This is a genomic window from Xanthomonas pisi DSM 18956 (genome assembly GCF_001010415.1).
Lineage (GTDB): Bacteria > Pseudomonadota > Gammaproteobacteria > Xanthomonadales > Xanthomonadaceae > Xanthomonas > Xanthomonas pisi.
This window is the reverse complement of sequence record NZ_JPLE01000068.1, coordinates 1-20,493: the sequence shown is the minus strand read 5'-3', so window position 1 is coordinate 20,493 and position 20,493 is coordinate 1. Positions and strand designations below refer to the sequence as shown.

The window sequence follows — 20,493 nt, the reverse complement described above, 5'->3', positions numbered from 1 at the left end:
TCCCCACCCCTTGTCCGGCGCAGGCGCCAGCGTGGCCAGGATCGGATGCAGCGTGGTCACCGCAGCCTCTTCGCCGCCGACCATCAGGCTGTAGCCTTCCTTCAAGCCCCAGACGCCACCGCTGGTGCCGCAGTCGACGAACGCGATACCGCTGTCCTGCAATTGCGCCGCGCGGCGCTGCGAATCCTTGTAATACGAATTGCCGCCATCGATGACGATGTCGCCGGCCTGCAGCAACGGCAGCAGTTGCGCCAGCGTCTCATCGACAATCTTGCCCGCCGGCACCATCAGCCACACCACGCGCGGACTCGGCAGCGCGGACACCAGCGCCGCCAGTGCATCGGCAGTGACAATGCCCTTGGCCTGCGCGCTGCTACGTGCGCTCGCGCCCGGATCGTAGCCGTGCACGCGATGTCCGCCGTGCACCAGACGCTCGGCCATGTTGGCGCCCATGCGGCCCAAACCCACCATACCCAGTTCCATAACCACTCCTCTATGCTCTGATCAGTGCAGGGTGCCACGCCTGGCGTACGCCGGCATGGCGGAATTCTCAATGGATTGTTCCGTGACGGTGCTGGCGCACTGCTGCAGCTGCCAGTCGATCCATCGCCAGTACAAGGTGCTGCGCAGATTGTGCAAGGTCAGGTCGATCGCGTAGGGCGTGCGCGGGTTGCGATCGAGCAGGCGCGCGACGTGGTAGCCGATCGGCTTGGTGCCCTTGGGGTGCACATACACCAGAAAGCCTTGATAGAACGGGTCGTCCAGCAACCGCTGCATTTCCTGCAGGCGCGTCTGCTGCGGTGGATCCAGCGTTGCCTGCAATGCCGCGTCGCGCTCGTACAGCAGTCGTTCGAACCGCCGCTTGCCCGGCCCGCGCAGCTGCCTGGAAAGCTCCCAGATCTGCCGGTTGAGTGCGTCGTAGTGCGCAAAGCCACCGTGCCGGGCCAACGCCTGCGCTGCCGCATCGCTGACATCCACCACGACGAAGTTTTCGGCCTGGTTATGGATGTCGTCCAGAAACGCCTTGTCGAACACATGCGCGATGAAACCGGGTGCGCCGACAAACGCCTGGCGCCCGAGTTGCGAGGTCTTCACCGCCTTGCCGTCGGCAAAGAAGTCGCCGGCATGCGCGCCGAGCAGAATGCTGTCGGTGTCGTGCAAGGTCAAAAACGTGCCGATGGACAGTTCGCCCGGCGTAAACACCTGATCGAATCCGGCATCGCCATACAGTTCGCGCTGCGTGGCGAGCTGGGCCACCTGCCGCCCCACACCGCATTCCGAACGCACCTGTCCACGGTAGAACGCGTCCAGCGCCTGCGCGTTGCTGCCGCGTGGCTGATAGCCGCGGCCGAAGCCCTTGAATCCACTCCAGCCCTGCGCAGCGGCACCACGCCAACCGAAGCCGATCCAGCCCAGTTGCAGCGCAGAAAACCGGTAATGCGGATTGTCCTGCAACCGGGTGACAGCACGACGTGTGGCAGCGCCAACTTCGAACCCATAGGCGCATTGGCTGGCCGAATCGTCCAGCAACGCTTTGAGCGCTGCGCCACGCTGTTGCGCATCCCAGCCCGCCGGCAGCGTGATCTGCAGATCGCCTGCTGCCTGCGCCTGCGCAAGCGAGCCGCGCGTGCAGGGCGCGCCGCGCTGGAACACTGGCGCCCCGATCGCCGCACTTTCGATGCTCCAACCCAGTCGCCGCAGCAACGCTTCCACGCAATCGGGTGCGGCCGTGCTCACCGTTTGACTGGGTGTGGCAGCGGCCACTTGCAGCAGCTGCAGGCTGCACATCGCCACACAGAGCAACGTCGCCACGCGTCGCCATGCGGTAGGCCGTTGCAACACTGCATGCGCTCGCGGCAACCATCGTCTGCGCTGCGCCCGGGATGCGCTCATCGATCGAAGAGGTCAATCGGCAGCAAGGCGCTGCTCCTGGAATACGAGAAAGCCCCGGCATGACCGGGGCTCGTGATAGTCACTTCTTCAGGCTCAGCGGCGTTCGCAGACGCGCTCGAGACGGCGATTGCCATTGGCTTGCTGGCGATTGCCCTGGATGGTGCGGCCCGCTGCACCGCCGGCCACCGCACCTGCCACAGTGGCGAGCTTCTTGCCGTTTCCGTCACCCACCTGGTTACCAAGCAGGCCGCCGATGGCCGCGCCGGCCAGGGTGCCGCCGATGCGATTCGGGTCGGTGGAATTCTTCTGCACCTCGACGTTTTTGCAGCGCACGCGGGTACCGTCGTTGAACCTGCGGCCTTCGTCTGCCGTCGTGTAACGGTGGTTGCCCGAATAGTTCTGCGCCTGGGCAAAGGTGCTCGTCGCCATCAGAGCGATCAGGGACATACCCATCAGGGAATTGCGCATTTTCATCGTACGTCTCCATCGTCCTCGCCCGTTCGGCGAGCCATGGCTGCACTGTCGCCATTCGGTCGAGAACACAATGTGAAGCGCAAACCCCTCTATTCAGGTGTTGGAGCGGTGCGTGAATCGCGCGTCATGGCCGCGTGGCGGGCTCGCTCTGCGGCACGTTGGCTGGCGCCGGCGGAGGATCCTGCGCCTCGACCGGCAACGGCGCGACCGGCGGCTGCGCCACCGTGGTCGGGGCCGATGCCGGTGCTGCCGGTGCTGCCGGTGCTGCCGACGCCGAGGGCGCGTTGGCAGCGGATGCAGGCGCTGCTGCGGGCGAAGCGGCGGGTGCGGACGGCGGCTGTGCGGGAGCCGGCGTCGGCGTCGCGCTCGCAGCGGCGGGCACCGCTTCGGTCACCTTGGGCAGATACGAGTTCAGCCGCTCGAAGAAACGCTTGTAGAAGGCCGCGTCCTGCACCGTGGTGCTGGACACGCGCACCAGCGAATCGCCGCTGCTGCCCACCGGCAACGACAACGAACCGAGCACGCCGACACCGACACTGGCGGATGTCGAGCTCTTCTTCAACGCGTATCTATCCTGCAGTGCGCTGACGAAGATCTGCGCCTTGCCGCCGTCCTGCGTCGCGCAGGAAATCCGCAGATTGAGCTGCTCGCTCTGGTCGGCTTCCTTCAGCTGGAAGTTCTTGCTGCCTTCCACTGCCGCAGCGTCGGCACGCGTCACCGCGTAACCCTGGCTCAACAGCACGCGTCGTGCGGCTTCGCAGGCTTGCGGCGACGTGGCCGCCACACTGCGCGAATAGGTATCGTCGGAGTTGAACGACTCGCGCATCAGCATGCTGTCGCCCTTGCTGCCACCACAGCCGGCCAGGGTTGCCAACGCGCCAAGCAGCGCGCCGCGCGCGATCAGGGAAGTACACGACATGGGAAGACTCCGGCATCCAAAACCGGCCAAAGCATAGCCGCAACCGATGTGCGCGCGGCGTCGCGTTGCCGGCTCAGGGCACCGGCGGTTCATCCGTTGGCAGTTGCAGGTCGACCTGCAGGCGGCTGCCATCGGCACCGATCCGCTCGGCGCGCAGGTAGTGATGGGCACGCACCGCCGCCAGCGTCACTGGCGCACGGCAGGGCTCGCCCCACAGGCTCAGGCCGAAGCCCTGCGCCTGCAACCAGCTGGTCAGGCGGTCCCACACTGGCTGCTCGGCGCACACCATCAGATCCAGATCCGCCGGGCCTTGCGGCACCAGCGCAGGCGATTGCTGCCAACGCGCGTAGCTGCCGTGCACCACCACCGGCACGCCGAGCGCCTGCACAGCCTGCAGCAGTTGCCCTGCCTGCTGCACATCCAGGCGGGCGCGGGCGTGTTGAAAGATCAGCGCATATTCGTGGCTGCGATTGCTGTCGGTGCCTGCATGCTCCAATCCAGCGGCAGGACGCGGGTAACACAGCACCCGCTCGTCGTGCAGCGTGAACAGGCTGCCCAGTATCCGGCCCAGATCCCAGGCCTGGGGGATCACGCGCCCGCCCACACGGACATTTTCGACCATGGCCACGCCGAACGCGCCCGGACGCAAGTGCCGACGCAGCGCGTGAAACACTGCGCGCATGCCGGCAAGATAGCCCGCATAGTCCGCGCTGGCATACAGCTGCCCAGCCTCCGCCGCACCATGCCACTGGCACCCGAAGTACGGCACGTTGGTCAGACACAGATCGATCGGCGCGGCGGGCGCGGTCTGCACCAGACTGCCGACCACGATCGGCGCATCCACGCCATGCCGCTGCAGCCGCGTGCGCGCCAGCCGTGCACGCGGCTGGTCGATCTCCATCCCGTGCGCCGCGCGACCTTCGAAGGCCGCTGCCAGCAACGTACTGCCGAATCCGCAGAACGGGTCGAACACCTGCTCGCCCGGCCGGCTGAAATGACGCACGAACGGCCGCATCTGATTCACCCAGCCACAGTCGCGCCCGTTGAGCGGGTCGCTCGCGCGCAGGTCGTCGGGCAATGCCCAGGCCGCATCGTCGGGCGCCGGCGTCCACCAGCTGCGTTGATCGAGCTCATCCATGGGCAGCGTCCCACAGCACATCGGCATCCGGGGCCCACCCCGCGCACAGCCGGCCGTTGGCGAAGAACACCAGCTTGTACAGATCGCCGGTGGCGTGACGGGCATGCATCGCGGCGTAGTCGGCGCTTTCGAACACCACCTGCATGCCGTCGTCGCTGCGCATCCGCACATTCCAGAAGTAATACCCTTCCGTCATGCCATCCAGCTGCCAACGCGACCACCATGGCTGTTGCATGCACATGGCCAGCAGGTGCTCCACGCCGATGCGGTGCTGCTCGATGTATCGCATCGTGCCGTTGCTGCGATACGCATCATCCAGCCGCGACAACTCGCGGAAGATCACCTGACCCGCACCACAGCTGCGCGCCCACGCGATGTACCGCGCGATCTCCTCTGCGCTGCATACCCCGCCCCGTTGCACGATGCAGACCAGACGCAGCGGCAGACGCGCGGCGATGCGACGGGCGGTCTGCACGAACGTGGTGGCATCACCAATGGGCTCGCCCGCCCGGAAGCGCATGATCGCGTCGTTTTGCGCCTGCAGCGGATGGTGACGCGACAGTTCGAGCCACGACACCCCGAAATCCACCAGCGCATCGAGCAGACGCGCACCGTGCGTCCGCGCCAAGCCCGCACCATTGCTGTACAGCACGCGCTGCTCGACGCGCGGACCAGTGGGAGTGGTCGACAAGGTGTGCAGCAAGGTCTGCAGCCACTGCGCGTCGTCGGTCATTTCCAGGCCCGACAGCGAATACGATAACGGCACCGCATGCAGCAGTTGCAGTGCGGCGCGCAACTGCGCGAAATAATCCGGGCCCGGACGCAGCATCGCCCCCGCCAGACCGCCCGCATGCTGCCGCAAATTCTCCGAACAAAAGCCGCAGCGCGCCGAACAGGGCCGCACCGAGGCATACGGCGTCAAGGTGATCGGCAATGCAACCCGATAGCGGCGTGCGCCGATCTGCAACGCATGCCAACGGCTGCTGTCGGCCTGCAGCGGCACGCGCCGCTGCAGGTTGGGTGCCATCGCACGCAATTGCGCCAACAGCGGTGATGCAGGCAGCAGCGGCACAGCATCGATGGAAGCGGGCATGCGCGTGCCTGCGTGCAAACCGTCAGCGCCGGGCGGCATCGGCACGCGCGCGTACCTGCTCCAACGTCCACTCCTGCTGCATGGCGCCGTTCTCCCACACGGTCACCAATGCATCTTCGCTGTCGGGGCTGGCAGCGGCCTCGTCGAGCAACGCACTGCGGTAACGGCCATCGCGGCGGTCGCGCAGCAGGGTCAGCCGACCGCGCTTGCTCTGCTTACCCTGGTCGGTAATCGGATCCTTGTAGACGTCGATCCACTGCCCGTCCACACGCACCGCCGAGCACTTCAGCGCGAACTTCTGCGTATCGCGGTCCACTTTCTGCAGCAATGCCCCACCCATGCCGAAGGCGACGTTGTCGGCGGCATACCCGGCTGCGGTGATGCGCTCCAGAATGGCGCGCAACGACTGCGGATTGATGCCATCGCCCTGGATCACGCGCACGTGGTTGAGCACCTTGTAGCCCTTGCCGTTGAGCTGATGCCCGAAGGCCTCGTCCAGCAACAGCAGACACTGTTCGACCACATCCACCGGGTCGCCGGAGTCCGGACGAATCACCACCGTTGCACCGGAAGCGATCACTTCCTCGCGCAAGGTGGTGCCCCAATGCTCGGCAATGGCGCGGTAGATGTCGTAGCTGTCCGACACCACCGCCACGATCGAACCAGGGCGCGCGAATTGCGTGAGCATGTTGCGATACGCATCCACCTCGCGCTCGCGCCCCCAGCTGGTGATGGTGCTGTGCTCGGCAGCGGGAATCGAAAACCCCGCCACCGGCGTGTGGTAATGCGCGCGCGCCAGCAGCAACGCCGACAAGGTATCGGTGCCGAGGAAATTCACCAGATGCGCCGCGCCGCCGAGGGCCGCCGAGCCAAGACTGGACACGCCACGCGCGCCAAAGTCGTGCAGCTTGAACGGCAGCTGGCCTTCCGGATCGTCGCTGGTGCGCTCCAGATAATCGCGCACGATCTGCTTCACCTGCCAGCTCACCGTGGCCACCGTCACCGGATACCACACGCGCAACAACAAGGTTTCCAGATACGACGGCACCCAGAACGCCTTGGCGTCGGTGGATTCGATGGTCATCAACACGTTGTGCGTGGGCACCACCGCGCCTTCGGGTACCGCACGGATACGGATCGGCAACTGCCCGCCAAGACGGTCGACGATGTCGCGCCAGCCGGCTTCGTTGAACGGCTCGCCGTGCGCGGCCAGCAAGGCCTTGGCATCGTCGATGTCGGCGTGCGTCACTGGCCGGTTGATGGCTTCTTTCAGGATCGATTGCAGGCCGAAGAACACGGTCTGCTCGTACACGCCGCCGCGCGATTCCACATAGAAGAACGAGGCATCGGTGCCGGGCGGATATTGCAGCCAGTGACTGGCCTTGTAGCTGTCGGTATTGAGCAGCAGGTTATCGAGGTAATGCATGACGGAAGCTCCTTCGCGTCGGGGAAACCAGCGGTCTGTCCGCCAGTGGGAAGTCGTGATTCGAGCAAGACGCATCGACCTGGCCGCTGCCGAGCGGCAGCGGCACACAGGCGCTGACGTCGCGCTCAGCCACGACCCAGGAAGAATTCAAGAATATGCAGGTGGTCTTCGTACAGGCGCGGGCCCATCGCCATCACTTCGGCAATCGGAATCCAGCGCGCCTTGTCGGCATCGTCACCACCGCGCACCGCAGGCAACTCGCCGGCCGGAAATTCGAAATGAAATGCATGGGTGATGGTGCGCCCGCGCAGGCTGCGCTCGGGATGGTCGAACACCTGACGTCCACGCAACGAGCCCTTGAGCACCGGCACCGGCACCTTGAGCCGGGTTTCCTCGCGCAGCTCGCGCAGGCAGCTGTCCAGCAGCCCTTCTTCCTGGGCAACGAACCCGCCCGGCAGTGCCCATAGCCCTTTGCCCGGCTCGGCGCGCCGGCGCACCAGCAGCACGTGCCCGGAATGCACCACCACCGCATCGGTGGTCACGAAGGTCGGCGCGTACGGCGCGTCCTTCCAGGCGGCGCGGTATTGCTCGATAAAGCGGTATTCGGCCACCAGTTGCGCGTAGCTCGGCGAATTGCGGCGGAACGCTTCCAGCATCTCGTACACCGGCGCCGGCACATTGCCGCGCAGCATCAGCAATCCGCCATGGAATCCAATGTCGCCGGCTTCGAACAGATAGCGGCGCAACTCGGTGGCCGACAAGGTGGCGGTATGTTGCACATCTTCCAGCGGCCACTGCGGAAACTCACGCAGGTAATAACTGCTGGCGTCCTTGTCCATGCCGATCAGGCCGATTCGCGCATCGAGCGTGCCGCCATCGGCATGCACCGCTTCGGCAACCTGGCGCTGCACTTCGGCAATCCACAGGCTTTCGTTATACAGATGGTCGCGCAACGGACGCAGGATCAAACGCTCGCGCTCGCCCGGCAATGCGGACTCGATCATCACTGCGCGTTCGGCGACAGTCCAGGGATTGCGAATGGTGCGTGGCGTGTCGGCCGAGCCGATCAGCACAATGAGCTTGTTCGCTTTGCCCAGCGCGTGGCGGGCGACGGCAGCGTGACCGTTATGAAAGGGCTCGAAGCGCCCGATAAAGACAAGATAGTCGTACGGTGTTGCCATGAGAATCCCTCACGGTTGAGTGGTCAGTCGGCGGTCTATCCGCTGGCTTGCTGCAAATGCTACGCCGATGCGCGACGGCGTCAAGCCTGTCTTCCATCGCGCGTGGGGGCAATGGTCATGCACGCGCACTAGACTTGGCAGCTGGTCACCCCGGATTCCTCAGATGCCACGCCAGTTCTTTCGCGCTGCCTCTCGCCCATTGCTTGCTGTCGTTGCCATGCTGTGCATGTCGCTGCCGGTATGGGCTGCACCTGCGCCATTGCGGGTGATGTCGTTCAATGTGCGTGTGCCGGTGGACACCGACGGCGACAAGCGCTGGTCGGTACGACGCACGGCAATGGTCGAGCTGATCAAGCAAACCCATCCCGATGTTTTCGGCACCCAGGAACTGGTGCAGGATCAGGCGCACTATCTTGCAGCGCAATTGCCCGCTTACCGCTGGTTCGGCAAGGGACGCCGCGCCGACGGCAGCGACGAGCATATGGGCGTGTTCTACGACAGCCGCGCATTGTCGGTGGTGGAATCGGGCGATTTCTGGCTGTCCGACACCCCCGACGTGCCCGGCAGCAGCAGCTGGAACACCGACCTGCCGCGCATGGTGACCTGGGCCCTGTTCGAGCGACGCAGCGACAAGCGCCGCTTTTATCTGTTGAATACCCATCTGCCGCACCGCGACCAGGACGAGGCAGCGCGCGAGCACGGTGCGCGCGTGATCCTGTCGCGTATTGCCAGCTTGCCGGCAGACATTCCGGTGGTGCTGACCGGAGATTTCAACAGCGATCCCGATCAAGGCACCTACCGCACGCTCACCGCCACGCTCAAGGACGCACGCGCCAACGTGGCGACGCCGCAAGGCCCGGAAAAAACCTTCCAGGACTTCACCACGCAACCGACCCGTCGCATCGACTGGATCCTGTTCCGCAGCCTGACACCCGTGCGTTTCACCACGCAGGACACGCGCCCTGGCGGTGTCCTGCCCTCGGATCATTACCCGGTACTGGCCGAATTCGACTGGCTGCACTGATACCGCACAGCGGCATCCACCGTCGCGGGCGAACGACGCAGGACCTCATCTGCATCTGGGCGCGTGTGTCGCGCAACAAACGCGTGTGCCGCGCAACAAAAGCCACCGCATGCGGTGGCTTTTTTGTTTGAAACTCGGTTGTGATCAGTCGGCCCAACGTCCCGGCGCCGTCGACTGCGGCAACACCTGCGCCGACAGCGGCTGATCCTGCGCCAGCAGGCCCAGCGCATCGGCGAGGATCGCAGCCGATTCATGCAGCAACGGATCGGGGCGCTTTTCTGCGGCCTTCTCGCGTGCGGTGTCCTTGACGATGTCGCGCTCGTTGCCGGTCAGGCCGTCATCGCTGTCATCGGCGAGCGGGTCCAGCGGCAGGCCTAGCTGCTTGCGTACCTGCTGACGATCCTTGCGCTGCTGATCCTGCTTCTGACGCTCGGCAACGCGCTCGGCTTCGTTCAACGAGATGTACTTCTTGGCTTTCTCGTCGCGGAACTGCTTGACGTCCTCTTCCCACCACTGGAACTCCTTGTCGGCAGCGATGCGCGCGGTGTGCAGCGTCTGCAACTTGGGCAGCAGGGGCGCGAAGTTGCCGTACTGGGTGTGCGGCGCGGCAGCGATGCGCGTCCACGGCAGCGCATTGTCGTAGGTGCTTTCGCCGAACTCGGTGGCATCCACGCTGGCCGGGAACGCGATGTCGGGTACCACGCCCTTGTGCTGGGTGCTGGAGCCGCTGACGCGGAAGAACTGCGCAATCGTCAGCTTGACCTGACCATAGCGCTGGCCTTCAGCGGCGGGCCAACGGTCCAGGTCAACGATGTTCTGCACCGTGCCCTTGCCGAAGCTGGTCTCACCGATCACCAGGCCGCGACCGTAATCCTGGATCGCACCGGCGAAGATTTCCGACGCCGAGGCCGAGCCACGGTTGATCAATACGCCCAGCGGGCCATCCCAGGCGACCTTCGGATTGCTGTCGCCATTGACGGTCACGCGGCCGCCGGATTCGCGCACCTGCACCACCGGACCCTGCTCGATGAACAGGCCGGTCAGTTCGATCGCTTCGTCCAGCGAACCGCCACCGTTGTTGCGCAGGTCCAGCACCACGCCATCGACCTTGTCGGTCTTGAAGCCAGCCAGCAGCTTGGCGACGTCGCGCGTTGCCGATGCGTAATCGGTCGCGTTACGGCGACGGCCTTCGAAGTCCTGGTAGAAACCCGGCAGCTTGATGATGCCGATGCGGCGTTCCGGTTCGCTGCCCTTGGCCGGCAGGGTGATCGTCTCGCCCTTGGCAGCCTGCTCGGCCAGACGCACCTTCTGACGGGTCAGGGTCACCGTGCGGTGCTTGCCGTCGATGCCGGACTCGGCCGGGATGTACTCCAGGCGCACCTGGGTATCCTTGCTGCCGCGGATCTTGGCCACCACATCGTCGATGCGCCAGCCGATCACATCCTCGATCGCGCCGTTCTTGGCCTGGCCCACACCAACGATGCGATCGCCTGGCTTGAGCGTGCCATCCACCGCGGCCGGACCGCCCGGGATCACCTCGCGGATCACCACCATGTCGTCCTGCTTCTGCAGCTGCGCGCCGATGCCTTCCAGCGACAACGACATCTGCTGGTTGAACGTCTCGGCGGTGCGCGGGGTGAAGTAATCGGTATGCGGGTCGACGGCGTTGGTGTAGGCGTTGACGAAGAACTGGAACACGTCCTCGCCCTTGAGCTGCTTCACCGAATCGGCGAGCGCGGCGTAACGCTTGTCCAGCGTCTTGCGGATGTCCTCGGGCTTCTTGCCGGCCAGCTTCAGACGCAGCCAGTCGTTCATCACCGACTGCCGCCACAGCACATCCAGCTGCTTGTCGTCCGAGGCCCACGGCACGTCCTTGCGGTCGTACTCGAACTTGTCGCTACCGGTGAAATCGAAGTCCTGCTTGAGCAGGTCGCGCGCGTATTTGACGCGCTGATCGACGCGCTTCTTGTAGATCGCAAACACCTGGAACGCCGGCTCCAGATTGCCACCGCGCAGCGCATCGCCGACCCCGGACTGCAGCGGCGCAAAGCCGTCGATGTCGGCCTGGGTGAAGAATTGCTTGCCGCCGTCCAGCGTTTCCAGATAACGCTTGAACACGTCCTTGGACATCGCCTCGTCCAGCGTCCGCGGACGGTAGGCATAGCGGCTGTCGGACAGCAGGCCGTAGACCAGTTTGGTCGCCGTCGCCTGGTCGGGCGTGGCGGCCGCCGGCAGCGCGGTGTCGGCGCGTGCGAGCAAGGCCATCGGAGTGGTCAACACCAGCGCCAGCAGGCCGGCCTTCATGGACGCAGAAACGTTGTAGGTCATCGAATGGCTCTCGGCACAAGGCCGACGAAAGAAAGGCGGTGAACGGATCAGACAGCATGACAGTGCCCAAAGTTGCTGGCGTTGTCATCTGCTGGCTGAATCAGCCTAGCGCCGGGTCTGTATCGGATTGTGAACGCGACCGTACCTTGCGCCGGCGCCCGGATCGCCGGATACGACACGGCCCCGCGCACTGCACGGGGCCGGCGATGAAACGATGGCGGGATGCGGTCAAGACGACGCCGTCACAGTCGCGCGTCATGGGGACCTTGCCTCCACGCGCGCGGCGTCGATCGCCTGGTGCAGTTGCCACAGGGCGCATCGGGCGCCCCGCGTTGCTCAGGCAGCGACGCCCGCGCCGGCAGCCTGGCGATCGGCGTGATACGACGAGCGCACCATCGGGCCTGACGCCACGTGGCTGAAGCCCAAGGCGTTGCCGTAGTCTTCCAGCGCCTTGTATTCCTCAGGCGTCCAGTAGCGCATCACCGGGTGGTGGTGCGGTGTCGGCTGCAGATACTGGCCGATCGTGATCATGTCCACATCGTGCGCACGCAGATCGCGCAAGGTGGCCTGTACCTGCTCCATCGTCTCGCCCAGGCCGAGCATGATGCCGGACTTGGTGGCGATGGACGGGTGCTGCGCCTTGAAGCGTTGCAGCAGGGTCAGCGACCACTGGTAATCCGCGCCGGGGCGCACGTTCGGATACAGGTCCGGCACGGTTTCGATGTTGTGGTTGAACACGTCCGGCGGGCTCAGCGCCAGGATCTCCAGCGCGCGGTCCATGCGGCCCTTGCCGCGGAAATCCGGGGTCAGGATCTCGATGCAGGTGTTGGGCGAGCTGGCACGGATGGCTGCAATGCAGTCCACAAAGTGCTGGGCACCGCCATCGCGCAGGTCGTCGCGATCCACGCTGGTCACCACCACGTACTTCAGGCCCATGTCGGCCACCGTGGTCGCCAGGCTGGCCGGCTCGTTCGCATCCGGCGGCTTGGGCCGACCGTGCGCCACATCGCAGAACGAGCAGCGCCGCGTGCACACCTCGCCCAGGATCATGAAGGTGGCGGTGCCGTGGCTGAAGCATTCGTGGATGTTCGGGCAACTGGCCTCTTCGCACACCGTGACCAGGCGGTTTTCGCGCAGCTTGGCCTTCAGGTTCTGCACCGCGTTGCCGGACGGAATCCGCACGCGGATCCACGACGGCTTGCGCAGCACCGGCGCGTCGACGAACTGGACCGGCGAGCGGTTGATCTTGTCGCCACCGATCTGCTTGACGCCGGTCTGCAGCGGCGCAGGCGCGGCGGTGTCGCCGGAAACGACCTGCAAGGGGATGGAGCGGGCGATAGGCTGGGTCATGGCGATACGGGCGCTCAGGCCGGAAGCGAAAGGTCGGGCATTGCGGAGGCGGGGTGCAGGGTCAGGCCGAATTGGCGCGCCAGCTGATCGAGCAGCACGGCCTTGACGGCTTCCATCCCGGAGGGACCGCCCAAGTCTAGCACCGAGGTCACCTGCAGGCCTTGGTAACCGCAGGGGTTGATGCGGTGGAACGGCTCCAGGTCCATCGCCACATTGAACGACAATCCGTGGAAGGTGCAGCCCCGGCGCACGCGAATGCCGAGTGCGGCGATCTTGGCGCCGCCGACGTACACACCCGGCGCGCCTTCGCGGCGTTCGGCCACGATATTCCACTCGTCCAGCGTATCGATCAGCGCCTGCTCGATCTTGCAGACGTAATCGCGCACGCCGATCCTGAGCCGCCGCAGGTCCAGCAGCGGATAAATCACCAGCTGGCCGGGGCCGTGATAGGTCACCTGACCACCACGGTCCACCTGCAACACCGGAATATCGCCCGGCGCCAGCACGTGCTCCGGCTTGCCGGCCTGGCCCAGCGTGAACACCGGCGCATGCTCGACCACCCACACCTCATCGGCGGTTTGCTCATCACGTGCATCGGTGAAACGCTGCATTGCACGCCATACCGGAGCGTAATCCTGCTGACCGAGGTCGCGCAGCTGCGCGGGCGCAGTCGCAACCGCGGCGGGTTCGGCCGCTACAGCGTCCACTTCACTTCCGGATGGTCGCGCAACGCCTGATGCGCCGCGTCGAACTGCTCCCGGCTCTCGGCACGGAAGCCGATCTTGACCGAGACATATTTGCCGTTGGAAGAATGCTTCCAGCTGACGCTTTCCTGCAACAGCTCCACACCGGTGGCAGCGAGCAGGCGCGGCAATTCGGTTTCCAGGCCGCGCTCGGCCGCGCCCATGGCGCTGAGCTCGAAGGTACCGGGAAACTGGAAGCCGTGATCGGGGTTGTCGGTGCTGATATCCATCGCCCCATTATCGGGCCGGCGCAGGGCAAACCCAAGTCCGCGCTCTCCAAAACGCCAAGCGGAGCCGCGTGCATGGCACCGGCTCCGCTCGTCCCGCCAGGCAATGGACGCCTGACAAGTTCATTCAACGATGGCGTTCGACAGCGACGCGATACACCCGCCAAGTCAGGCCGCGCCCGGAGGTCAGTGGCACGCGCTGGACACCCCTTTTTGGCACGCCAGCCTGACTGTCTGACACGGGGCGATCGGCCGGACACATTCGGCCGACGCCAGTGCTTACTTGGACAATTGCAGCATGGCCGACGACACCCAGCCGCGGTTGCCCATCTCGTCCTCGACTTCCCACATGACGCCTTCCTTGGTGCCGGTGGGGTACAGCATCATGCCAGGCTCCAGCGTACGCACTGCTGCGCCAGAGCCCTTGGCGTTAGCCAACAGACGCCCTGCGCGAGTGACCGTGACCGCCTGCTGGGTGTTGGACACTGCCGGATTGCCGGATAGCCCGCCCAGCTGAGTGACGACATCGGTATACGCCTGCAGATAGGCCAGCGTGATCACCTGGCCGATCTCGGTATTGGCATAACCACCAACACCAGCCGCGCCCAAGCCGCCGCCAGTGAACAAGCCACCCGCACCGCCCCAGCCCATGTCGGTCTTTTTGGCGTTACCTTCGGCCATGGCAACCTGTTCGGACGAGCGCACATCGGTGATGGTCAGCGCTACGTCAGCAGTCTTCTTGGTGAAATTCAACCCTCCCACCAGGGCGCCCGCATTACCGCCCACCAAGCCGCCCAGCAAACCTGCCACCGCGCTGCCGCCAGCATTGCTGTTCTGCGAAATGAGGTCTGGCGTCATCACATAGTCAGCCGCGCGGATCTGGCCCTTGCCCACGTTGGAACGCGCACGCAGATCGCCACTGGCCGCCAGATCGCGCTCGCGCTGCGATGCGGCCATGCCCGCACCACGGTCCACCAGGGTGAAGCAGCGTGACTTGTTGACGAACACCTTGATCAACTTGGATGGCGCCGGCAGCTGCTGACCCGTCCACCAGTCGACCGCGTCTTCCGGCTCGATGACCGACAGGCTACCCAGCGGCTTGGGGCACGTCGGGATCTCCGCAACGCCTTGCTTGCGTTGGTCCTGTGCGGAACCCTTGCCCTTGAAGGCATCCTTGAAGCCGGCCGATGCCGGCGCACTGACGCTGGCCAATGCAATACCCAGCACGCTGGTCAGTGCCACCGCGCTCAAAGAAATCGTCTTGCTCATGTTTTTCCCCTGACACCTGCGCTGCCCTTGGCGAACGCGATCCGTTGGTGATGAAATGGCCTGCAAGGCCGCCGTTCCTTGGGGCTTCTTTCCCCGGGGCGCATCATATGCTATTCGCGCGTGCTTTTCATCGCTACTCCGTCGCAGTGTCGGCACGTCAAATGGAACGGATCGGTGCCTGGGCCAGCGTCGCTGCGGCGCAGACCCCGGGTCATGATGCGCGCTTGTTCACGCGGCGCAGCCGCGGGCACAGGCACCTTTGCACCATCCCGCCGCTCCTTGTTCACCAGGCCTTCCATGCTCCGACCGCGCGCCTTGTCTGCTGCCTTGCTGCTCTCTCTCACCGGGCTGTCGATGCCAGCCATCGCGGCGGATCAATGCGATTCCAGCCGGCTGGGTCGCACGCCGCCGGCGGTCAATTTCCGGGTCGACAACGATCTGTTCGGCGGCGAAGACCAGGACCAGGGGTATTCCAACGGTGCGGTGCTGACCCTGGTCTCGCCCAACCTGGTCGACTACACCGACGACCCGTGCCTGCCGCGCACCGCACGCTGGGTCAACAGCTATCTGGAGCGGCTGCATCCAGGCGAGTTCGACCAGCAGAACATGGTGTTTTCGATCGGCCAGGCGATCTTTACGCCCACCGATTACACCCGTCGCGACGTGATCCCGGAGGACCGCCCGTATGCGGGCATCCTGCTGGCGAGCTTTGGCTACAACGCGCGTAACGATGCGCACCTGCGGACCACGCAGTTGCAGGTGGGCGTGGTTGGCCCGTGGGCATTCGCCCAGGAAGCACAGGATGCGATCCACGACGCGCTGGGCGACGAGAAATTCCAGGGCTGGGACAACCAGCTGCATAACGAGCCGCTGATCAATCTGGTGCACGAACGCATGCGCCGGTGGCCGGCCGATGCCAGCGGCAATGCCGATGGATTCGGCTGGGACTTCATCTCGCACTGGGGCGGCGCAGTGGGCAACATGGCGACGCACCTGAACGCCGGTGGCGAAGCACGTTTTGGCTGGAAACTGCCGGACGATTTCGGTAGCACCCCCACCCGCCCGGCGGGCGAAAACACGGCCCCGAGCCGGCTGGGACGTGCCAGTGGCTGGTCGGGCCACCTGTTCGTGACCACCGACGCGCGCTGGGTGATCCGCGACATCACCCTGGATGGCAACACCTTCCGCAACAGCCACAGCGTGGACAAACGCCCGTTTGTGGGCGATGTCGGCTACGGCCTTGCGGTGATGTACGGCCGCTGGAAGTTCGCACTGGCCCGCTACCACCGCACCCGCGAATTCGAAACCCAACGCGAAACCCCGGTGTATGGCAGCTTCACGATCAGTCGGATGCTTTGAGGGCTGGGATTGGGGAGTCGGGATTGGGGATTCGCAAGAGCGGGTTGCCGTTGCTCTTGCTCTCGCCTTTGCCAATCCCGAATCCCCAATCTCCAATCCCCGCAAAGAAAAAGCCGGCTTTCGCCGGCTTTTTCTTTGGATCACTCCGATTCCCACCACATCCAGAACGAATCCCAGAGGCGCTTGAAGAAGCCGCCCTCCTCCACTGCGTTGATGGCGACCAGCGGGGCCTGGGCGATGATCTTGCCGTCCAGGCTGACCTTGACCGTGCCGACCTGCTGACCCTTCTTGATGGGCGCTTCCAGGGTCTTGGCCACCTCCATGCTGGGCTTGAGATCGTTGTAGCGGCCGCGCTGCAGGCTGACCTGCAGCGGCTGGGCCACGCCCAGTTGCACTTCGTCCTGTGCACCCTTCCAGACCTTCTGCTTGGTCACGACCTTGCCAGGCGCGTACAGGCTATGGGTTTCGAAGAAACGGAACCCCCAGTTGAGCAGGGCCAGGCTGTCGGTCGCGCGTTGCTCTTCGGAGCTGTCGCCCATCACCACCGCGATCAGGCGCTGGTCGCCGCGCTTGGCCGAGCTCAGCAGGCAGTAGCCGGCTTCGGACGTATGGCCGGTCTTGATGCCGTCCACCGCCGGGTCGCGCCACAGCAGCCGGTTACGGTTGCTCTGCTTGATCGAGCCGACCTGGAATTCCTTGATCTTGTTGTAGGCATAGGTTTCCGGGTAATCGCGCACCATCGCGCGGCCCAGCATGGCCAGATCGTAGGCGGTGGAGTGATGGCCTTCGGCGCTCAACCCATGCGCGTTGACGAAGTACGAATTCTTCATGCCGATCTTGGCGGCGTAGCTGTTCATCAGCGAGGCGAAGGCTTCTTCGCTACCGGCAACATGCTCGGCCAGCGCGATCGCGGCGTCGTTGCCGGACTGGATCGCCATGCCCTTTTCCATGTCTTCCAGACGCGCGGTCTGGTTGACCGGGAAGCCGCTGTAGCTGCCGTCGGTGCCGGCGCCGCCCTCGCGCCAGGCGCGCTCGCTCATCATGACCTGGTCGTCGCGCTTGACCTTGCCGTTCTTGATTTCCGCGGCCACCACGTAAGACGTCATCACCTTGGTGATGCTGGCCGGCGCCAACTGCTGATGGATGTTTTCGCCGGCGAGCACCTGCCCGGTGGCGTAGTCCATCAGGATCCAGGATTTGGACACGGCCGGCGCGGGTGCCGGCGGAACCGGCAGTGCAGCCGGCGCGGCAGCCACGGCGGGAGTCGGCTGCGGCGCGGGTGTCTGGGCGCAGACCAGGCCGAAGGCGAACGTGGCCAAGGCAGCGGCGGCGAAGCGGAATTTCATTGAAGAACGACTCCTGACGGGCCCGAAGGCTGGGTAATCCGAAATTGTAAGGTGCGATGGAGATTCAGGCGACGCAGTCCGGATCGCAGGCGCCTGCGCAGTTCAGTGTTGCAGTCAGCTGATCGCGCGCTGACGCCTCAGGCCACCGGCTGCGGCGCTGGTCAACGCGGTTGGCGCCAGCGCCGCGCATCGGGTCGCCGACCGCGCCGGCGGCTCCTGGCGGCAAGACGGTCTGCGCTCAGTTGGCGACGATCTGCGGACGCCCAAAACCCAGACCGGCAATACGCTGGGAAATCTCCGACGCGTTGGCGTGGTCGCGCGCGTTGACGCGCAAGCGCCACAGGGTGCGGCCACCGCTGACGATGTCGCTGACGCTGGCACCGGCGATACCGGCCGAGGCAAGCTGCGACAGCGCGCGGTTGGCGTTTTCGCGGCTGGCAAAGCTGGCGACCTGCAACAGGATGTCGCCAAGCGCAGCCTCGGCCACGCTCGGCGCCTTGGCTGGAACTGGAACCGGCTCAGACTTGAGCGGGCGCGCTGCCACGTCCGCTGCCTTGACCGCTGCAACGGCCACCGGTGCGGCAACCGGTGCTGTCGCCACGCCTGCCGGTCGCTGCACCGCAGCGGCAGGCTTGCCGGTGGCTACCCGCACGCCCTGCGTCTTCATCCAGGTATCGAAGTTGTCGGCATTACCGGGCTGGCGCGAATCGGCCACGCGATAGCGCCAACGCTCGCCAGCCGCAGTGACCGGCGTTGCAGCGGCGGCGGCCGGTGCGGCCACCGCCGTGCCGGCGCCGCTCGGCACCGTCCGCGTGGGCAGGCGCTGCACCAGGCCATCGATCTGGCTGCTGCCCGATGCCGGCCGCGCACTGGCAACGGCCGTCGTGACCGGCACCCGTCCGCGATTGCGCTTGGCCAACAGGTTGCCGTTATCGGCTTCGGTCAGCCCGCGGACTTCGACATTGCCGGTGCCCTTGCCGGTGATGCCCAGCTTGACCGCGGCGGCGTAGCTCAGATCGATCACGCGACCATCGTGAAACGGGCCGCGGTCGTTGACGCGCACCACCACCGAATCGCCGGTATCGGTATTGGTGACCAGCGCAAAACTGGGCAGCGGCAGCGTCTTGTGCGCGGCGGTGAAGGCGTACATGTCGTAGACCTCCTTGTTGGAGGTCAGCCGGCCGTGGAATTTGCTGCCGTAATACGAGGCGGTCCCGCGTTCGACATAGTCGCCCGGGTTGTCCATCACCACATAGCGCTTGCCCAGCACTTCATAGGGCGAGCGATTGCCGACTGCCGAGCGCGGCTCGTCGGTGACCAGCGGTTCGGGGATACAGGCCACGTTGGGCACGTGGTCCGGCGTGGTGTCCTTGACGCCGGGCTTGTACAGGCCGCCGGCGGTGTAGTCGCCGCGCGTGGACGGGTCTTCCTTGGCGGCGGCATACGGGGAGGTCGACGGGCATCCGGTGGCGACATACGCCGGCCCCTTGCCTTCGACCTTGACGCCCTTGACGGCGCCGCTGCCCTTGGCGCCGAGGTTTTTCTTCGGTGCGCTGCTACAGGCCGCCAGGCCGAGCATCAGCGCCATCGGGATCAGCCACTTGGGGCCTGTCATGCTGTTCATGCCGGTGGTAACTCCTTGCCGGCGATGGCTTCGGACAGCTGGAACACGGCCATCGCATACATCTTGGAAATGTTGTATCGGGTAATCGCGTAGAAGTTCTGGAAGCCCAGCCAGTACTGCTTGCCGTTGGCATCGTCCAGGCTGATCGGGGTGGCGGTGCTGCCCGCCACCACCGGCGCGCCGGGGTGATACCCGCGTGCGGACAGATCGGCCAGCGTGTACACCGGCGACCAGTCGGTGGGATTGAATTCCTCGTGACCGGCAGCCAGCGTGGCCGGCACGGCGACCTGACCGCCGCGCACCCAGCCGCCCTTCTTGACGAAGTAGTTGGCGATCGAGGCGAACACGTCGTTGTAATCGTTGAATAGATTGCGCTTGCCATCCGCATCGCCATCGACGCCGAACTGGCGGTAGCTGGACGGCATGAACTGGCCCATGCCCATCGCGCCGGCGTAGCTGCCGATCAGGCTGGTGACATCGAGCTGCTCTTCCTTGCCGAGCGCGAACAGCTGACCGAGTTCGTCGCGAAAAAACAGCTCGCGGCGCACTTCGCGCTCGAGCTTGGCCGGGTCGCCGCTGCGCGGGTAGCGGAACGCCAACGTGTACAGCGCGTCCAGCACGCGATATTTGCCGGCATTGCTGCCGTAACTGGTCTCTACCCCGATGATGGCCACGATCACCTGTGCCGGGACGCCGGTGGCGGCTTCGACCTTGCTCAGCTCGGCGCGGTGCTCGGCCAGGAAATGACGCCCGCCATCGATCCGGGCCTGGGTAATGAACATCGGCCGGTATTCGTTCCACGGCTTGACCCGCTCGGCCGGCCGCGACATCGCGGTGACGATGGCGTCCTTGAACTGCGCCTGCGCCAGCACCGCCTCGATCTGTGCGGCATCAATGCCGTACTTGGCGGCGGTGTCGCGCACGAAGTTGGCACGTGCGATCTCGAAGGGCACCGGGGTCAGATCGACCGGCGGCAGCGCGGGGGCTTCGGCGGCGGCGCTTGTCGGCGCAACCGGAGCCACTGGCGGCCTGGCTGGCGGCGCGCTGGCGGCAGGTGGCGGGGACGGAGGGCTGGGCTGTGTCGCGCAGGCGACAAGGC

Annotated in this window: 18 protein-coding genes; 2 read left to right on the top strand and 16 right to left on the bottom strand. The window is 65.4% G+C overall.

The features are described 5' to 3' along the window. The 8 genes from Y887_RS14880 to Y887_RS14845 form a co-directional block, all read right to left on the bottom strand. On the bottom strand, nucleotides 1–483 hold a 483-nt coding region (locus Y887_RS14880), incomplete at its 3' end, for an NAD(P)-binding domain-containing protein (protein ID WP_046965086.1). A gap of 21 nt (nucleotides 484–504) precedes the next feature. Next, complete coding sequence (locus Y887_RS14875) at nucleotides 505–1,788, bottom strand: hypothetical protein (protein ID WP_046965085.1); 1,284 nt, start codon at nucleotides 1,786–1,788, stop codon at nucleotides 505–507. A 198-nt stretch (nucleotides 1,789–1,986) separates the two neighbouring features. After that, complete coding sequence (locus Y887_RS14870; protein WP_046965084.1) at nucleotides 1,987–2,367, bottom strand: glycine zipper 2TM domain-containing protein; 381 nt, start codon at nucleotides 2,365–2,367, stop codon at nucleotides 1,987–1,989. Nucleotides 2,368–2,491: 124 nt separating this feature from the next. Next, the gene (locus tag Y887_RS14865; RefSeq protein WP_046965083.1) at nucleotides 2,492–3,286 is read right to left on the bottom strand and encodes a DUF2242 domain-containing protein; all 795 of its coding nucleotides are present in this window, start codon (nucleotides 3,284–3,286) and stop codon (nucleotides 2,492–2,494) included. Nucleotides 3,287–3,359: 73 nt separating this feature from the next. Next, a complete protein-coding gene (locus tag Y887_RS14860; protein WP_046965082.1) occupies nucleotides 3,360–4,424 on the bottom strand; it encodes a DNA methyltransferase in 1,065 nt (354 codons plus the stop codon). Continuing rightward, entirely contained in the window at nucleotides 4,417–5,517 is a 1,101-nt protein-coding gene (locus Y887_RS14855; RefSeq protein ID WP_046965088.1) for a hypothetical protein, read from the bottom strand. The genes Y887_RS14860 and Y887_RS14855 overlap by 8 nt, the downstream gene beginning before the upstream one ends. 22 nt (nucleotides 5,518–5,539) lie before the next feature. Then, complete coding sequence (locus tag Y887_RS14850) at nucleotides 5,540–6,943, bottom strand: nicotinate phosphoribosyltransferase (RefSeq protein ID WP_046965081.1); 1,404 nt, start codon at nucleotides 6,941–6,943, stop codon at nucleotides 5,540–5,542. Between the two features lie 125 nt (nucleotides 6,944–7,068). Beyond that, nucleotides 7,069–8,124 carry a bifunctional nicotinamide-nucleotide adenylyltransferase/Nudix hydroxylase gene (locus Y887_RS14845; protein WP_046965080.1) on the bottom strand — a complete coding sequence of 352 codons (1,056 nt, stop codon included), beginning with the start codon at nucleotides 8,122–8,124 and terminating at the stop codon, nucleotides 7,069–7,071. Between the two features lie 163 nt (nucleotides 8,125–8,287). On the opposite strand from Y887_RS14845, the gene Y887_RS14840 reads away from it, so the two are divergent. Then, the gene (locus Y887_RS14840) at nucleotides 8,288–9,148 is read left to right on the top strand and encodes an endonuclease/exonuclease/phosphatase family protein (protein ID WP_046965079.1); all 861 of its coding nucleotides are present in this window, start codon (nucleotides 8,288–8,290) and stop codon (nucleotides 9,146–9,148) included. 144 nt (nucleotides 9,149–9,292) lie between these two features. Here the strand turns inward: Y887_RS14840 and Y887_RS14835 are convergent, their stop codons facing one another. The 5 genes from Y887_RS14835 to Y887_RS14815 form a co-directional block, all read right to left on the bottom strand. Next, nucleotides 9,293–11,452 carry a carboxy terminal-processing peptidase gene (locus Y887_RS14835; RefSeq protein WP_181113215.1) on the bottom strand — a complete coding sequence of 720 codons (2,160 nt, stop codon included), beginning with the start codon at nucleotides 11,450–11,452 and terminating at the stop codon, nucleotides 9,293–9,295. Between the two features lie 360 nt (nucleotides 11,453–11,812). Next, complete coding sequence (gene lipA / locus Y887_RS14830; RefSeq protein WP_046965077.1) at nucleotides 11,813–12,826, bottom strand: lipoyl synthase; 1,014 nt, start codon at nucleotides 12,824–12,826, stop codon at nucleotides 11,813–11,815. Nucleotides 12,827–12,840: 14 nt separating this feature from the next. Continuing rightward, nucleotides 12,841–13,533, bottom strand: a complete 693-nt coding sequence (gene lipB / locus Y887_RS14825) for a lipoyl(octanoyl) transferase LipB (RefSeq protein WP_046965076.1) — start codon at nucleotides 13,531–13,533, stop codon at nucleotides 12,841–12,843. After that, nucleotides 13,521–13,799, bottom strand: a complete 279-nt coding sequence (locus Y887_RS14820; RefSeq protein WP_046965075.1) for a YbeD family protein — start codon at nucleotides 13,797–13,799, stop codon at nucleotides 13,521–13,523. Before Y887_RS14820 ends, lipB begins: the two co-directional genes overlap by 13 nt. Before the next feature lie 276 nt (nucleotides 13,800–14,075). After that, nucleotides 14,076–15,065, bottom strand: coding sequence for a CsgG/HfaB family protein (locus tag Y887_RS14815; RefSeq protein WP_046965074.1), 990 nt, complete (start codon nucleotides 15,063–15,065; stop codon nucleotides 14,076–14,078). Between the two features lie 297 nt (nucleotides 15,066–15,362). On the opposite strand from Y887_RS14815, the gene Y887_RS14810 reads away from it, so the two are divergent. Continuing rightward, nucleotides 15,363–16,424: a lipid A deacylase LpxR family protein gene (locus Y887_RS14810; protein ID WP_046965073.1), complete on the top strand. Its 1,062-nt coding sequence runs from the start codon at nucleotides 15,363–15,365 to the stop codon at nucleotides 16,422–16,424. A 140-nt stretch (nucleotides 16,425–16,564) separates the two neighbouring features. On the opposite strand, the gene Y887_RS14805 is transcribed toward Y887_RS14810, so the two are convergent. From Y887_RS14805 to mltB, 3 genes are all read right to left on the bottom strand, one after another. After that, complete coding sequence (locus tag Y887_RS14805; RefSeq protein WP_046965072.1) at nucleotides 16,565–17,770, bottom strand: D-alanyl-D-alanine carboxypeptidase family protein; 1,206 nt, start codon at nucleotides 17,768–17,770, stop codon at nucleotides 16,565–16,567. Nucleotides 17,771–18,008: 238 nt separating this feature from the next. After that, complete coding sequence (locus tag Y887_RS14800) at nucleotides 18,009–19,394, bottom strand: septal ring lytic transglycosylase RlpA family protein (RefSeq protein ID WP_046965071.1); 1,386 nt, start codon at nucleotides 19,392–19,394, stop codon at nucleotides 18,009–18,011. Continuing rightward, on the bottom strand, nucleotides 19,391–20,493 hold a 1,103-nt coding region (gene mltB / locus Y887_RS14795), incomplete at its 5' end, for a lytic murein transglycosylase B (RefSeq protein ID WP_046965087.1). The genes mltB and Y887_RS14800, both read right to left, overlap by 4 nt.